This is a genomic window from Nonlabens dokdonensis DSW-6, from assembly GCF_000332115.1.
Taxonomy (GTDB): domain Bacteria; phylum Bacteroidota; class Bacteroidia; order Flavobacteriales; family Flavobacteriaceae; genus Nonlabens; species Nonlabens dokdonensis.
The window spans coordinates 2068777-2084520 of sequence record NC_020156.1 but is presented as its reverse complement, the minus strand read 5'-3'; the positions used below and the strand labels follow the sequence as shown (position 1 = coordinate 2084520).

The window sequence follows — 15744 nt, the reverse complement described above, 5'->3', positions numbered from 1 at the left end:
GCCTATGTATCAAAGAACCGGCAAGAGCGCTTATAAAGCCGACTTACAAAACACCATCGATCTAGATAACCATCTGGGCAATCCTCACATGAGTTATAAAACCATTCATGTAGCTGGAACAAATGGTAAAGGCTCCACTTGTCACCTCATCGCAAGTGCATTACAAGAAGCTGGATATAAAGTAGGATTATATACCTCGCCACATCTCAAAGATTTCAGAGAACGCATTAAGGTAAACGGTGAGATGTGTGAAAAAACATTTGTTGTGGATTTTGTAAAACAGCACAAAGAGTTTTTTTTAAACCATCAGCTTTCTTTTTTTGAAATGACCTTAGGAATGGCGTTTCAATATTTCAAAGAACAAAAAGTGGACATCGCCGTTATTGAAACTGGATTAGGTGGTCGTCTAGATTCTACTAATATCATTCAACCTATGATCACGGCGATCACAAATATCGCAAAGGATCACACTGCTATTTTGGGTAATACATTTACCAAGATTGCAACCGAAAAAGCTGGAATTATAAAAGAGCGTACTCCTATAGTAATAGGTGAACAAAAAGGGTTTTTAAAATCTCGCTTTCGCGAAAGCGCTGGTAACAAAAATGCTCTTATACATTTAATAGACCATCGTTCCAAAAGTCTCCCAACAGATTTAAAAGGTACCTACCAAAAAGCCAACACAAGGCTCGCTCAAAAAGTATTGCATCTATTGAGAGAAAGTAATGAAATTACAATCACTTCTAAAGAAATAGCTAGCGGATTTTTAAATGTTGTGCGAAATACAGGTTTGAGAGGTAGGTATGAAGTTATCAATGAAAAGCCGAAAACCATTCTGGATACTGCACATAACGTTGCAGGAATCACCCAACTCCTGAAGCAAGTCCTCAAAGAACCTTATGAAAATTTACATGTAGTCATGGGAATGGTAAGTGATAAAGACGTGAATAAAGTATTGCAACTATTATCTAAACAGGCTACTTATTACCTTGCTAGACCAGATATTCCTCGAGGAATGCCTGTGAAAGAACTAAGCAACTATTTTACACAGAACAAGCTAACAAACAAAACTTTTAAAACTGTCAATCAAGCATTTGATGGCGCATGTTTACAAGCTACTAAAAACGATTTAATTCTAGTAACTGGAAGCACATTTGTGGTCGCAGAAATTATTTGAAAAAAATAATTATTTTGCTTTGCAGAAATAAAAACAGTTGTATATTTGCATCCGCTTTAGGGCGCGTAGCTCAGTTGGTTCAGAGCACTTGGTTTACACCCAAGGGGTCAGGGGTTCGAATCCCTTCGCGCCCACAAAAGGTCTTCAGAAATGAAGACCTTTTTTATGTCCCATTTTTCTATAGTACCTGTCTAATTCTAGAGAAATTATTTTAAAAAGGACAAGTATTACAATTTAACAAGCTATTTCAAAATTTGAGTTGAGAATAAATTTACATCTTCAAATAAATCTTCTTCCCTTTGTAATCAATAACAGCTTTTGAAGCGATCAAAAAGTCTGCGCCTAGCAACCCTTGTATGGAGCGCATGCCTTCAGTTTTTAATGCGTTGTTAATGTATGTCATGTCCATGCTCAATAACGTTACATCTTCATCATTCCAGTCACCCAATTCTAGTGTGTTTTTATGAGAAATTCTAGGTCGTAAAGAACCACTCGCAGTACCTATTTGCCGCTCCATAAATTCTGTTTCTAACTGAAACTCTTTATACATAGCCTGATTCACACATGTAGCACTCGCTCCCGTATCGATGATAAACCTTCCTTTATGACCGTTAATTGAAGCCTTAGTAACGATATGGCCGCTTTTTGAGGCGACTCTTATATTGTGGTCTATATAGCCTTGAGAAATAAGTAATTTTTTAAGCGATGACATTAAAATAGGATTAAAGGGTAAATATAATTCCGCTTTCGCGAAAGCGGACTAAAGACCAGCAACTTCTTTAACAATAAAATTCATCAATCGGTTCACAGGTATAACAATAACTTCTATTGCAGCACCTACTGTATACAAGCCTTATTTTTGCAAAATGATTTTTACAGATACACATACCCATTTATACAGCGAGGCATTTGAGGAAGATCAAGATGCTATGATGCAGCGCGCTCTAAATAAAGGAGTGGAGCGTTTTTTTGTACCAGCTATAGATTCTACTTACACGCAATCCATGCTGGATCTTAAAAGTAAATATCCAAAGCAAGTACATTTAATGTGCGGCCTGCATCCTACTCATGTAAAAGAAAATTACAAAGAAGAGCTTGCTCATGTAAAACAAATGCTTATTAAAGAGGACTACGTTGCTATAGGCGAAATAGGTATGGATTTATACTGGGACAAAAGTTTTAAATCGCAGCAGCAAGAGGCTTTTCATACTCAAATAAAATGGTCTATAGAACGTGAACTACCTATTGCTATACACTGTCGTGAGGCTTTTGACGAGGTGTTTGAAGTATTAGAAGATTACAAAAACACTTCACTGCATGGAATTTTCCACTGTTTTACTGGTGATCTAGAACAAGCAAAGCGAGCCGTTGACCTCAACATGAAATTAGGAATAGGTGGCGTTGTAACATTTAAAAATGGCAAAATAGATCAGTTCTTAGAGCAAATACCGCTTTCTGAAATTGTTCTAGAAACTGATGCCCCATACTTAGCTCCAGTTCCTTACCGTGGTAAACGCAATGAAAGCTCTTACTTAATTGAGGTTGCCCAAAAACTAGCAACGGTATATAACAAAGACATTAAAGAGATTGCAGATATAACAACCTTAAATTCACGTGAAGTTTTCGGTATATAAATTTGAGATCGTTACATTTGTTTTTTACACATAAGGTTTGAATAGATACGATGATATAAGATTTTTTAATGATGCAGAGGTTCAAGTAGCGCTCAAAAGTGCTGTGCGACATCCTATGATCAAAGCGCTTTTTCAATATACATTTAAAGAAATGGATTATGAAGAAGCAAAGAAGATAGTTTTATCGTGTAAATCTATCAATGATTTTCAGCGAGATGTGATTAGTAAAACGGTAGAAAGAGTACTCGACGAATCTAGTGCTGGTCTTACCACATCTGGATTTTCTGATTTAGATCCTAACCTAAGTTATTTATACATTTCAAATCATAGAGATATTGTTCTAGATACCTCTTTGATTAATGTGATTCTTTTTAGAAAAAATCTAATAAGAACCGCAAGTGCCATAGGTGATAATCTAGTTCAACGACCTTTTGTGAATGCTTTGAGCAGATTAACGCGCAACTTTATTGTAAAGAGAGGTGCGAGTCCTAGGGAGATATTAGTAAGCAGTAAAAAGTTAAGCGAGTACGTTAACTTTTTAATTCATGAAGAAAATCGAAGTGTCTGGATTGCCCAGCGTCAAGGTCGTACTAAAGATGGTAATGATATAACAGAGCAAGGTGTTCTTAAAATGATTGCTCTTGCTGCTGGAAAGAATGGTTTAGAAAGTTATTTGAACAACTTACGCATCGTTCCTGTTTCTATTTCTTACGAATATGATCCTACAGATATTTTAAAAGTCCCGGAACTTCTTGCAAAACAAGCCGAACAAGAATACATCAAATCTGAAAATGAAGATTTTAATAGCATTCTTAAAGGCGCTTTAGGACAGAAAAAGCACATTCATATTCACGCAGCACAACCTTTTAAGGTTACCGAGCGAGAAAACCAAAGTACTAATCAGGTTTTACAACGTGTTGTGCAGCATCTTGATAACGAGATTCAGACTAATTATAAATTATGGCCTACCAACTATGTAGCACATGATTTATTAACGAATAGCAGTAAATACAAAGATCATTATAGCGAGCATGATATGCAGCAATTTGAACGCAGGTTGCGCTTGCGAGTAAATGTAGAAGATCATAAGGCTGTAGAAAGTTTCTTAAATATGTATGCGAGACCAGTGTTGAATAAGGAAAAACTGGCCATAATAAATGAAGCCTAAAATACTATTGATTTATACCGGTGGAACCATCGGGATGATGAAAGACCCAGAAACTAAAGCGTTAAGAGCTTTTGACTTTTCTAAATTACTAGTTCATATTCCAGAGATCAAACAGCTTGATTGTGAGATAGAAACATTCTCCTTTGAAGATCCTATAGATTCCTCTGACATGAATATTCAAGAGTGGCGCAAATTAGGCGATGTCATTCATGCTAATTATGACGACTATAATGGATTTGTGGTATTACACGGCAGCGACACCATGTCTTTTACGGGCAGTACGCTTAGCTTTATGTTTGAGAACCTCACAAAACCTATTATACTTACAGGATCTCAATTACCCATAGGTGATTTACGTACCGATGCAAAAGAAAACCTGATTACGAGTTTGCAACTGGCGATCCAAAACGATAATGGTACGCCAGCTATTCAAGAGGTATGCATTTATTTTGAATACCAGTTGTATCGAGCCAATCGTACCTCTAAGATCAATGCAGAGCATTTTGAAGCTTTCAGCTCTCCTAATTATCCTCCACTTGCAATAAGTGGCGTACATTTAAACATTGATAAAAGCCTCTTGTGGCAGCGCAAGTTAGTAGATCCTTCATTAAATGTTGATGGTACCGCTTTCGCGAAAGCGGAAACACAAAAAAACTCTTTACTAGATAGCAACCGCATGAACTACCGTCCCGATTTTGAGGATGCGGTAGTTGTTTTAAAGTTATTTCCTGGAATCACAGAAGAAGTAGTGGGCGCAATATGTAATATTAAAGGCTTAAAAGGGATCATTCTGGAAACCTATGGAAGCGGTAACGCGCCCACTCAAAAATGGTTCATCAATCTTCTCAAAAAAGCTTTAGAAAACAATATCAGAATTGTAAATGTCACTCAGTGCGTAGGAGGCGCTGTAAGCATGGGGAAATATGAAACTAGTACACAACTGAAGCAAATAGGGATTGTTTCAGGAAAAGATATTACTACTGAAGCTGCGCTAGCAAAAATGATGTACTTGCTGGTTCACACTAACTCCCTGAATGACTTTAGAGTTTATTTTGAAACATCTTTAAGAGGTGAAGTCACTGATTCCATTGCTTGATTAAAAAAAATTGGTCAAAGTCTAATATTGACGTATTATTGCAAACTCAAATGAAACAGTGAGGTGGCCGAGCGGTCGAAGGCGCACGCCTGGAAAGCGTGTAAACGGAAACGTTTCGAGGGTTCGAATCCCTTCCTCACTACTACAATTAATAAAAGGAGCACAAGCATAGCTTGATTGCTCCTTTTTAATTTTGATTTCAGAAGGTTTTAATGTAAAATTTTTAAAATTATCATTCACAAAAAAAGACTCTAGAATTAGCTAGAGCCTTTCGATATAAAGTAGAAAATTATTAATCTACAATATCTTCTAATTTCTTAATTGTATCTAAGGTATTTTGAATACCGTTGAGTTGATATCTTACTAGATCCTTAGTTTCATTTAGATAATTTTGATTTTCTAATACCTCTTTGTACTCACTTACGGCAGCCTTATCACCTCTTATACATTCTTCTAAAACAGCTTCGTCATCTTTACCTGCGATAGCGGTTTTAAAATCCATCCATGTTCTGTGAACCGTTGCTTGAGTGCTTCCCGATTGAACTGGAGTAGCATTTAAATCTCTTATAGCTTTATCCAATTCATTTGCGTTTTGACTTCTACTAGCGGCCTGTCTTTTAAAATAAGTTTTTAATTTATCATTTTTTGCGTCTAACAAAGCGTTTTTGTAGCCTTGTTCTGCATCGTAATTTTTTTCTAATAATTGGTTCAATGCGCTTACAGTCTCATCATGCGCTATTTGCTTTGCTCCTTCTCTTGTAGTTTCCATATATATTTTAGTGTGATATTTTTTCTAATTTTTTACTCATTTCTTTAACTTCTTGATTGCGCTTGTGCTCCATATAATAATTATAAGCTTGAAAGGCGAGCTGTGCTACAGTTAATACTCTAAAGAATTTTTTCATGTTTTTATTTAAAGATACCACTAGATATAAGCAGAAAATAACAATTTAGTACTGTTTAACAAGTTTTCATTAATGAATCCTTAATGAAACCTGTATAATACAGACTTATTCACATTAAATTATGACAATTAACTATAAACGAGTGGTTAGAGCTTCACTCCAATCCTTTATTCTACTTCCAAAACATTCTAAAATCGCATCAACTCCCATAACGCTTCCTTTACAATTACGTCCCAATGCAGTAAGTTTAATTTCTTCATTTTCATGAGCTAATCTTATAGTACCAGCCTTATCTGTAGCTATACCTAAATCACAGGTCACAGGTTCTAATAAATCATCTTGCAAAAGGTTCTTGATAATTGGGCTGTCAATTTCTCTCAATTGTGGAGGATCAAGTACCGTGTTAATCATAACCGTACATTTTTCCTGACTTTCTTTTTTAGAAATGAACCAATAATCATTTTTGCATTCAATATTGGGGTTTTTAACGTATTGGATTTGAATAACACCATTTTCTATTAATGCAAGCATCTGAATCATACTCTCCACAGGTGGACCGTAGGAATAACGTTTGGTACTTTCATCTAATGCAATAACCTGCGCCATTACTAAATCGTGTAAATTTGAATGAGAAAATAAATCATACATTACTGGTTGTAAATGTCTCCATACCTGGCCTATCACATAATCAAGGCTTACTTCTATTTTGCCTAATGACATTTCTATGGTCTGAGAAATATAATTCTTAGTTTCCATGCCCGTATCTAGAATAACCTCATGCTGGTAGCTCATATCATTGAGCCATTCTCTTGCAACTATTTCTAGCGTTACCTTATCTACTTTGCTTTTAAAAGAAGGATGTTCTTTGAACTTAGTTACCGCAACCGGTACAAACGCATCGAGTAAAAATTCAATATTATTTAATGAAGCTGCATCTACTAAATTTTTACTTACAGTGGATTCAAACTCCTTCAACTCCATTTCTGACGGCTTGAAAAAATCATCTACTTTTTTACCTAAAGGCTTAGGAACTACTGGCAAGCCATCAAGTGAAAACGGAATTATCTTCTTGATAGAAGCATCGCTAGGGCAATACTTAAGTCTCCAGTCATCTGGAAGTTCTTTAAATGAAGCTCCTCTTTGTACTGTTAACTGACGCATAATATCAATCATAGCAAGGCCAAACCCTCGTACTCCTACTACATCATTAGCATCTATTTTTTTTGAGATATCGCTTTCATAGGGATTATCAAATAGAAGCTTGCTTCCGTTTTCACAACTGGCTTTCCATGAAGCAATTTGAGAATCATCTTCAGTAGGTTGATGACCTATCGTTAACAAGCATTCATCAAATTTGCTTTCTTCATTTGAGTCAGAGGTAATCAAGAAAGATTTATCAACATATTGCACTTTATGAACGTGAGCATGTTTGACTAACAGCCAGCCTTCACTTATCAAGACTGTTGAAATAGTTTTAAATCTATGATTTAAATATGTTCCCATTTTATTTCTAGCAGGAAACGCATCAACTTCATCATCTACCTTATGACCGTATTTATCCTCCATCCACTGTATGAAAGATGGAAAAGCTGGAATTTCAAAAGAATTCATAACGATTGTAGTTCTCCCTTTCAAATCCTTTAACGCTCTGTCGGCAATATTTAACCAGTTTGCATCTGGCTGATCTTCTTTCCAGACTTGCCCACTCCCTAAATGAACTTCCTTATCATAAATAGTGATTTCAATTTGTTGTTGAGTTCGCTTTCGCGAAAGCGAGTCCATCAAACACTCTAAGCTATGTAAACCTCTGGGACCACAGCCTACTATTGCAATTTTTTTCATGATCTAAGATTACGATATTACAACACATGTGTTTGTTAATGGCATTATAAATAGTCTCCATTTTGAATGATAATAGGGAATAGGATTGATGGATGGAGTTCTAGAGTATTCACAGTCAAAAACGGTAAGTTCCACTAGTCCTATTTAATCGTAAAAAGTTGCGCTAGCTTTTTGCCTATGGAGCTACCGATGGCAACGCCCATTCCTCCGAGTTTGACGCCGCAGTACATGTTATTTCCTATTTGTTTAACGACAGGCTTTTTTGTTTTACCTATCCCCATGATGCCTGACCAACGATGATCAATTTCAAAAGGTGTGTTAGGAAAAATGGTAGTTTTTAAAAGTTCTTCTAAGCTGTCTTGAATAAGTTTTGTTTGAGCTAATTCTGTTGTTTGTTCTCCTTTAATATCTAGATTCCTACCACCACCGAATAGGATTCTATTGTCGATATTTCTAAAATAATAATAACCTCTATCGAGATGAAATGTTCCTTTGATTTGTAAATCTTTTATAGGTTTTGTGATCAAGACTTGTGCTCTGGCAGGTTTTATTTTTTCATTTAAAAGCTGTGAAGCAAATCCATTTGTAGCCACAAAAACCTTAGAAGTAACAAACTCAAAATGATTTGTTTTAATATGAACTTGATCTCCTGAATCAGAAAGTTCTTCTACGATCGTGTTATTTAGGATTTTGATATCCTTATTTAAAGTAAGCCTTAGAAGGCTAGACATCATTTTACCAGTATCAATTTGCCCTTCAAAAGGATTGAAACTGTAGTGTTGTTTTAAATTCTCAAATCCAAAGGCGTTTTCGTGCCAGTTAAATACTGGCGCTTTAAAAATGGGATGTAATAAGGAATTGATGCGATCCTTTTGCTCTTTACACTTTTCATACAGTTCTAAATCATCCTGCACAAAGAGTTCATAACCACCTAATTCTTGATAATCTATGGCTTGATCTCCTAAAGTAGAACGCAACACCTGCAAACCATCAACACGTTGTCGTACTAAATCTAGAACTTCTTCTTCACTGTGATGCTTTAGATCGTCGATTAATTCACTCAAACTACCGAAACAGGCAAAACCAGCGTTTTTAGTACTAGCACCTTGAGGTAAAACACCTTTTTCAAGAAGAAGCACTTTTGATTTAGGAAAACGATTTTTAAGGTGAATAGCGCAATTAAGTCCAACGATACCACTACCGATGATGGTAAAATCTACATCGGTAAGCCAAGATTTTATTTCCCAATAGGATAAGTTCATTTGTAGTTCTATCTAAACTATTTTTGAGCGAAGGTAAATCTACAAACTTTTAGAACAGATACCTCTAATTTGAAGATACAACAGGTTCAACGTTCAAGAATATTCTTTGAATAAAACAATTCATAAACAATTATCTTAATTCAAATAACTAAGTACGGTATTCAATTGTAAGACAATGCTATTAAACGGTTCAAGCCGATCACTTGTTTGCTTCTAAAACTCTCCTAATAAATCAAATGGTGCAAGAAGTCTTCTCAATTTACGATTAGTACTATTAGACACATCTTGATTGAGGTAGATCAACAACATTTTTAAATCTTCAGCAGTTTTTACAATATCAAAAGTAGATTTGTAATTATCAAAAACTGGTTGTGATATTTTTCTATTATAGACTTCATAGATTTCTCCATGTCTAGTATCTTCTTTGATTTTTTCGTAAAGCTTTGTCAAGGATTTCTCACTGCCCTCTAGGACTTGGAAAAAATTATCTAAAGAGTGTAAAAGAATGCCGCTTATATTACTTTTATTATTGTAGGCGGCTGTGTATTGAAAAAGCGCTTCTATGTCTTTCTCAGATAAATTAGGAGCAACTTTGCTCACGTAACAGATGGTATAAGTGGATTTCATTAAAAACTTCTCAGGTCTCGACAAATTTAAAAAATTGTCTTAAAAAACACTAGATGAGAAACAAAAATTTAATATTTCGGATTGAAATGTGTTTAAATCTTAAACATATTTTTATAAAATATTAAAGAATTTACGCATAAAGCACGAATTGAAAAAACACAATTCTTACAAATTTAGCAGGTTCATATTTAGTTTTATTTCAATAAAATTGAAACAATACAATGACTTGACCTTTTCCATTTCCTACAAAACAATAATTCAATTTTTGGTTCTAGAATTTTCACTATCTTAATACTCAATTTTAAAAGAATGACGCTATGGGAATTAAAAACTTTATGGGCAAACGTGAAACCGCTGCAAATGTGCCTCAAAAATTTCAAGTAAAAGACTTCATGACTCGTAAGCTCATCACCTTTTCACCAGATCAGGGAATTACTGAAGTGATGGATATCTTATTAAAACAAAGAATAACAGGTGGACCAGTTGTAGATGCTAACAACCAATTAGTAGGTATCATAAGCGATACTGATTTAATGCACGTCATAGGAGAAAGCAGGTACCACAATATGCCCGTAGGAAATAGACTAGTAAGTGATTACATGTCACTGCAACCGGCAACAATAGATGAAGAGGCTGATATTTTTGATGCCGCAGCACGATTCTTAAAAACAGGACACAGACGCTTTCCTGTTACCAGTGAAGGGAAGCTCATAGGTCAAATTTCAAGAATGGATGTTATTATAGCAGCAACAAAACTAAAAGGAGATCAATGGCGCTAGAATTATGAATCAGCTTTATTTTGATGCTCTACAATGCTTTTTATAATCAATTGTTTGAACCTAATCACATCATAAGGCTTGACGATAAAATCATTCATCCCAGCTTCTGAGATAGATTGCCTGATTTCCATAATCTCAACCGCTGTAAGAGCTAAAATAGGAATTGAACTTACCTTTCTTATCTCTTTTGTAGCCTCGATACCATTTAAAACAGGCATATTAATATCCATTAAGATGAGGTCGTAGGTATTATTTTTCATTTCTACGACTGCTTCTTGTCCATTCTCTACTACTGTACAAATGACACCATCTTTCTCCAGAATCTTCTTAGTCACCATTTGATTGATGCGATTGTCCTCTGCAATTAGAATCCTTTTGCCTTTGAGAATATCTGTGTCTAAAAGGTAATTCCCTTTTGTTCTCAACTCTCCCTGTTTTGATGAGTCGACAATATCATATGCTAATTCAAAGGAAAAGCTGGAGCCTTTACCTTCTTCTGTTTCTAATTGTATTTCAGAATCTGAAAGCTCTAATAATCGCTTTACGATAGGTAAACCTAGTCCTGTTCCTTGATAGTTATAACTATGGGAATCTCCCTGTTTAAACTCTTCAAATATTTGTTTGATTTTACTATTAGCAATCCCTTGTCCATTATCATTTACAGAAAACAATAACCTTACCTTTTCAGCTGTCACATGTTTGACTTTAACTTGTATTGTAATAACTCCGTTTTCAGTAAATTTTGCTGCATTACCTATTAAATTCATCAATATTTGCGATAATCTAACCGCATTTCCATGAATTATACTAGGAACTCGCTCCTCGATATCAATAGTAATGACATTTTTATTTTGTCGTCGCATGTATTCAAAAGAAGCAACTATTTTCTGAACCAATTCTTTAATATTAAAATCGGTTTGCTCATTTTCATGGTTATTAGCATCAATTTTGTTGACTTGCAACACATCGTTTACCAAAGCTAGAAGGTAATCTGCAGAAAATTTTAAAGACTTAATGTCCTCGTGCGTATTTTGATCTTTATTGTTCTCTAATAGAATATTTGCTAACCCTATAACTCCATACAGAGGAGTGCGCAATTCATGGCTTACCGTACTGAAGAAATCACTTTTTGCAAGTGCTAGCTTTTCAGCTCTGTTTTTTTCTTTGAGGTAAAGTTTGTTCTTCTCCTTCAACTCCCGATTGAGCTGTTTTCTTTTCCTAGATAACTGAAAAGTAAAATAAAGCCCTAGTAATATGACAGTAATAAGCGTAGCGAGAGCATAAATTAAAACAGTTTTGTTTCTAATTTTTTCTTGCTGTAATTCATTTTCTATTTCAGAACGTTTGAGCTCTTCTTTAAACTGAATCATCTGATTAGAAAAAGCTACTCGGTCTAAAGATATTTCTAGGTCTTTCCTTTGATTTATCTTTAGCAATTCTTCATATTTCAATCTCGTAGCATAAGCTTGCTCAAATCGATTCTGCTCAAAAAGACTTTCTGAATAATATTGATAGGCTGTTTCTTGTTCCTGAGGTAGGTTTTCTTTTGTGGAGATTTGAATAACCTCTAAAAGAAGTGAATCAGCTTTTGAATAATTTTCAAGTTCGAGATGATATTTTGCTGATAAATTGTCAATAGAAGCGCGATATACAGGAGCTGTATTATTAATAAACTTAGGCCCATTCAATAAATCTAGATAATTTTTCAACTTTTCAAAATCACCTCTTTCTTCTAAGGAATGAGCATAATTATGATAAATGAATTGTAAGCCTGTAGTATCCTGATATTTTTTATAAGTTTCAATAGCCATCTTAGTATAAGATTCTTCAAGATCTCTTTTATTAGAATCATAAGAATAAATACTCGCTAGGTTACCGTAGGAGTCAGCAATTAAAACAGGATCATCGTAAAGTAGTGCGTGCTTTTGTGCTCTTTTAAAGTTATTTAAAGCTTCTAAAGTGTCCCCTTGTCTTAAAAAATCAAATCCTAAATATCCATAGGCAACTGCGGTATAATAATTATCCTTTCTATCTAAGGACATTCTTAAAGCTTTTACATTAAGATCATAAGAATCTTTAAACTCACCATTTGTTTCTAGCTCATAGGATAGGTCAAGGATTGAATCCATTGTATTATAAAACTGTTCTTGTTTTTGGCTTTGAGAGAAACCAAAAAACAGACTACAGCATAAAAGTATTGATAGTGTAATTAACCTACTGTTCATATGTATGAAATGCACATTTTATCGATGAACAAAAATATCTAAAATAAGCATGCCCACCTATTACTAACAGGATAATATAGCAAGAGTTATCTTCAAAAGGAAGGCAAACCTAAGTAACTAATTTTTCTCATAATCACTTAAACTATTTCCATTCTCTATATCTATGGCTTATTTTTGAACAACCCCTAATTTTTTATGATCAATGGATGATTTTTTATTGTACGTGAGTGAAGGTTTTCACCATGTGATGAACTTTAATGTAGGCGCTTATGACCATATTTTGTTTTTTATCCTCATTGCTGTTCCCTTTTTATTTAATAGCTGGAAAAAACTTATAGGTTTAAGTCTAGCTTTTACCGTAGGACATATTTTATCACTGTTACTGGTTATTTATGGAAAGGTTTCCTTTAACAGCAATTATATAGAATTTCTTATAGTTGTAACCATAGCTATAGCGGCACTTTATAACATTTTCACCGCGGGAAACAGGCATAGAGATAACCATAATTGGATTACTCTGATTGTAGCTTTATTTTTTGGATTAGTTCATGGATTTGGTTTTGCAAATGGTTTTAAAATGCTTGCAGCAGGTGCCGAGAGTAAGTTACTCATGCTTTTAGAATTTGCGTTAGGAATTGAGTTAGGACAGCTGCTCGTCATTTTAGTAGTTCTTATTCTCAACTTTATCTTTACTGGTCTCTTCCGATTTAATAAAAAGGAATGGGTGCAAATTATTTCTTCAATAGTTCTAGGAATGGTGATACCTTTATTGATCGTAAGATGGATATTTTAGTGGTTTGTAATTGATCCGCTTTCTTTTGAATTCGCTTTCGCGAAAGCGAACTTAAAAGAAGTTAATGCCGTTGAAGAGCGGTACGAAAGCGGAATTATAATAATCACTCTCATAAAAATGGCAAAATAGAAATGAATAAGATTTGCCGTAAGGTGGCCCTTAAAAAGTTTACAAAGAATTGAAAAAGGATAAACAACATAGATATGATGTAGCTTATTTAAGAATGGCTACAGAATGGGGGAAACTCTCGCATTGCAAAAGACGTCAAGTAGGTGCGCTTATTGTAAGAGATCGCATGATTATAAGCGACGGTTATAATGGTACTCCTAGTGGTTTTGAGAACTTTTGTGAGGATGACGCTGGATATACTAAATGGTATGTGCTCCATGCAGAGGCTAATGCGATTCTTAAAGTAGCTGGATCTACACAAAGTTGCAAAGACGCAACGCTGTATATAACGATGTCGCCTTGTAAAGACTGCAGCAAGCTTATTCATCAAAGCGGCATAAAACGTGTAGTCTACATGGAAGGATATAAAGATGATAGCGGCTTGCAATTTCTTGAGAAAGCAGGAGTTATTATAGAACAAATAGAAGAAGTGCATTAATGAAGAAAAGTTATTTATACTACCCATTATTTTTGGGAATTATTTTTGCCATAGGAATATGGCTGGGCAGCGTGCTCAATGAAAATAGTATAGGTAACGACTATATCGCTTCTTCAAGCAGTTTAAAAAAGCGCAAACTCAACAGACTCATAGACCTAATAGACCAGCGTTATGTTGATCAAATTAATACAGATAGTATTGTAGATGTAACGGTAAATGAGATCATGCAAAATCTAGATCCGCATTCTGTTTACATCCCTAGCAGTGAGCTGGAAGATGTAGATAATAACATGCGCGGTGATTTTGTAGGTATAGGAATACGCTTCTTTGTCAACCAAGATTCTATCTCTGTTTTGAGAGCTATTGAAGATGGTCCTAGCGATAAGGCAGGAATAAAAGGTGGTGATAAAATTCTTTATGCAGACGGTAAACCGCTCTTCGGAGCAAATGCTATTTCTACAAATGTGCTTAAAGGTGAAGAAGGTTCTAAAATAGTTTTAGGAATTTTGAGACCAGGTGATGAAGAGGTAATCAACGTTCCTGTAGTAAGAGGAAACGTCGCTATCAAAAGTATAGATGCGAGCTACATGCTTACTAACAAGTTGGGCTACATTAAAATAAATCGTTTTGCAGAGTCTACCGAAGAAGAATTTAAAAACGCGATCAAACAACTTAAAAGAGCTGGAGCTACTCAAATCGCTCTAGATTTAAGAGATAATCCTGGAGGCGTTTTAAGTGCGGCAGTCGCCATTGCAGATGAATTTCTTAAGGAAGATCAATTAATTCTTTTCCAGAAAGATCGCAATGATAAACGTAAAGACAGTTATGCTACAGATCGAGGTTCTTATGAGAATAGCGCCGTTTACATTTTAATAAATGAAAATAGTGCGAGTGCGAGTGAAGTAGTTGCTGGCGCACTTCAAGACAACGACAAAGGAACCATAATAGGTCGTAGAAGTTTTGGAAAAGGATTGGTTCAACAAGAGATCAAATTAGGTGATGGTAGTGCTGTAAGATTAACTATCGCTCGTTACTACACGCCTACTGGTAGGAGTATCCAAAGACCTTATAGTAACGGTAACGAAGACTACTTCAAAGAATATATTGACAGGTATAGTAATGGAGAGCTTCAAAACGAAGAAAACATTCAAGTAAATGACTCTTTAAAACGTGTGACTCCAGGTGGTAAGGTAGTTTACGGCGGCGGCGGTATTATTCCAGATGTATTTGTTGCTAGTCCAGATGGATATGTGTTACAAACTTTAAATTACTTCGGGAGAACAGGATTTGCTGATCAGTTTGTGAATCGATACCTTCAAGATGAAGGTAAATTTATGAGAGATATGTCTCAAGAAGAGTTTATCAATTCTTACGAAGTCACTGAAGAAATGATGAAAGAATTTATTCTTTATGCACAACTTAATAATACCAGTATAAAACTACCTGGTTATCGAGATGAAATAGCATTGATCATAAAATCATCTCTTGCAGAACAACTCTTCACTACTGAACTGAAGGTAAAACTACTCAATCAAGAAGATGAGATGATTGAAAAGCTTTTAGAACTGAGCACGTCAAGGTCTAGCTAGATAGTACCTTCAGAAACACTGACAACAGCTGGATTTAATA

The 15744-nt window shown here is 35.0% G+C and carries 15 protein-coding genes and 2 tRNA genes; 10 read left to right on the top strand and 7 right to left on the bottom strand.

Annotated features, from left to right (window positions below; all coding sequences use genetic code 11):
* Window positions 1-4 precede the first annotated feature (4 nt).
* Together DDD_RS09175 and DDD_RS09170 are read left to right on the top strand one after the other, a co-directional pair.
* Entirely contained in the window at window positions 5-1177 is a 1173-nt protein-coding gene (locus DDD_RS09175) for a bifunctional folylpolyglutamate synthase/dihydrofolate synthase (protein WP_015362556.1), read from the top strand.
* Between the two features lie 59 nt (window positions 1178-1236).
* A tRNA-Val gene (locus DDD_RS09170) sits at window positions 1237-1311 on the top strand.
* Window positions 1312-1448: 137 nt separating this feature from the next.
* Here the strand turns inward: DDD_RS09170 and DDD_RS09165 are convergent.
* On the bottom strand, window positions 1449-1889 hold the full coding sequence (locus DDD_RS09165) for a retropepsin-like aspartic protease family protein (protein ID WP_015362555.1): 441 nt from the start codon (window positions 1887-1889) through the stop codon (window positions 1449-1451).
* A 154-nt stretch (window positions 1890-2043) separates the two neighbouring features.
* On the opposite strand from DDD_RS09165, the gene DDD_RS09160 reads away from it, so the two are divergent.
* The 4 genes from DDD_RS09160 (at window position 2044) to DDD_RS09145 (ending at window position 5217) form a co-directional block, all read left to right on the top strand.
* Complete coding sequence (locus tag DDD_RS09160) at window positions 2044-2811, top strand: TatD family hydrolase (RefSeq protein WP_015362554.1); 768 nt, start codon at window positions 2044-2046, stop codon at window positions 2809-2811.
* Window positions 2812-2848: 37 nt separating this feature from the next.
* Window positions 2849-3979 carry a 1-acyl-sn-glycerol-3-phosphate acyltransferase gene (locus DDD_RS09155; protein WP_015362553.1) on the top strand — a complete coding sequence of 377 codons (1131 nt, stop codon included), beginning with the start codon at window positions 2849-2851 and terminating at the stop codon, window positions 3977-3979.
* Entirely contained in the window at window positions 3969-5075 is a 1107-nt protein-coding gene (locus DDD_RS09150) for an asparaginase (RefSeq protein ID WP_015362552.1), read from the top strand. Before DDD_RS09155 ends, DDD_RS09150 begins: the two co-directional genes overlap by 11 nt.
* 57 nt (window positions 5076-5132) lie before the next feature.
* Window positions 5133-5217, top strand: a tRNA-Ser gene (locus DDD_RS09145).
* Between the two features lie 150 nt (window positions 5218-5367).
* Here the strand turns inward: DDD_RS09145 and DDD_RS09140 are convergent.
* From DDD_RS09140 to DDD_RS09125, 5 genes are all read right to left on the bottom strand, one after another.
* On the bottom strand, window positions 5368-5844 hold the full coding sequence (locus DDD_RS09140; protein WP_015362551.1) for a ferritin-like domain-containing protein: 477 nt from the start codon (window positions 5842-5844) through the stop codon (window positions 5368-5370).
* A 7-nt stretch (window positions 5845-5851) separates the two neighbouring features.
* A complete protein-coding gene (locus DDD_RS18335) occupies window positions 5852-5980 on the bottom strand; it encodes a hypothetical protein (protein WP_015362550.1) in 129 nt (42 codons plus the stop codon).
* 132 nt (window positions 5981-6112) lie between these two features.
* A complete protein-coding gene (locus DDD_RS09135; protein WP_041567054.1) occupies window positions 6113-7822 on the bottom strand; it encodes an FAD/NAD(P)-binding protein in 1710 nt (569 codons plus the stop codon).
* A gap of 140 nt (window positions 7823-7962) precedes the next feature.
* Window positions 7963-9084 carry an NAD(P)/FAD-dependent oxidoreductase gene (locus DDD_RS09130; protein ID WP_015362548.1) on the bottom strand — a complete coding sequence of 374 codons (1122 nt, stop codon included), beginning with the start codon at window positions 9082-9084 and terminating at the stop codon, window positions 7963-7965.
* 213 nt (window positions 9085-9297) lie between these two features.
* Window positions 9298-9711, bottom strand: a complete 414-nt coding sequence (locus DDD_RS09125) for a BLUF domain-containing protein (RefSeq protein WP_015362547.1) — start codon at window positions 9709-9711, stop codon at window positions 9298-9300.
* A 317-nt stretch (window positions 9712-10028) separates the two neighbouring features.
* On the opposite strand from DDD_RS09125, the gene DDD_RS09120 reads away from it, so the two are divergent.
* Window positions 10029-10490, top strand: coding sequence for a CBS domain-containing protein (locus DDD_RS09120; RefSeq protein WP_015362546.1), 462 nt, complete (start codon window positions 10029-10031; stop codon window positions 10488-10490).
* A 2-nt stretch (window positions 10491-10492) separates the two neighbouring features.
* Here the strand turns inward: DDD_RS09120 and DDD_RS09115 are convergent, their stop codons facing one another.
* On the bottom strand, window positions 10493-12619 hold the full coding sequence (locus tag DDD_RS09115) for a response regulator (RefSeq protein ID WP_015362544.1): 2127 nt from the start codon (window positions 12617-12619) through the stop codon (window positions 10493-10495).
* A gap of 298 nt (window positions 12620-12917) precedes the next feature.
* Here DDD_RS09115 and DDD_RS09110 point away from each other — a divergent pair, with 298 nt between their 5' ends.
* The 3 genes from DDD_RS09110 to DDD_RS09100 all read left to right on the top strand — a co-directional run bounded on the left by DDD_RS09110 (window position 12918) and on the right by DDD_RS09100 (window position 15704).
* On the top strand, window positions 12918-13508 hold the full coding sequence (locus DDD_RS09110) for a HupE/UreJ family protein (protein WP_015362543.1): 591 nt from the start codon (window positions 12918-12920) through the stop codon (window positions 13506-13508).
* A gap of 178 nt (window positions 13509-13686) precedes the next feature.
* On the top strand, window positions 13687-14115 hold the full coding sequence (locus tag DDD_RS09105) for a deoxycytidylate deaminase (RefSeq protein ID WP_015362542.1): 429 nt from the start codon (window positions 13687-13689) through the stop codon (window positions 14113-14115).
* A complete protein-coding gene (locus DDD_RS09100) occupies window positions 14115-15704 on the top strand; it encodes a S41 family peptidase (protein ID WP_015362541.1) in 1590 nt (529 codons plus the stop codon). The genes DDD_RS09105 and DDD_RS09100 overlap by 1 nt, the downstream gene beginning before the upstream one ends.
* Window positions 15705-15744: the final 40 nt, after the last annotated feature.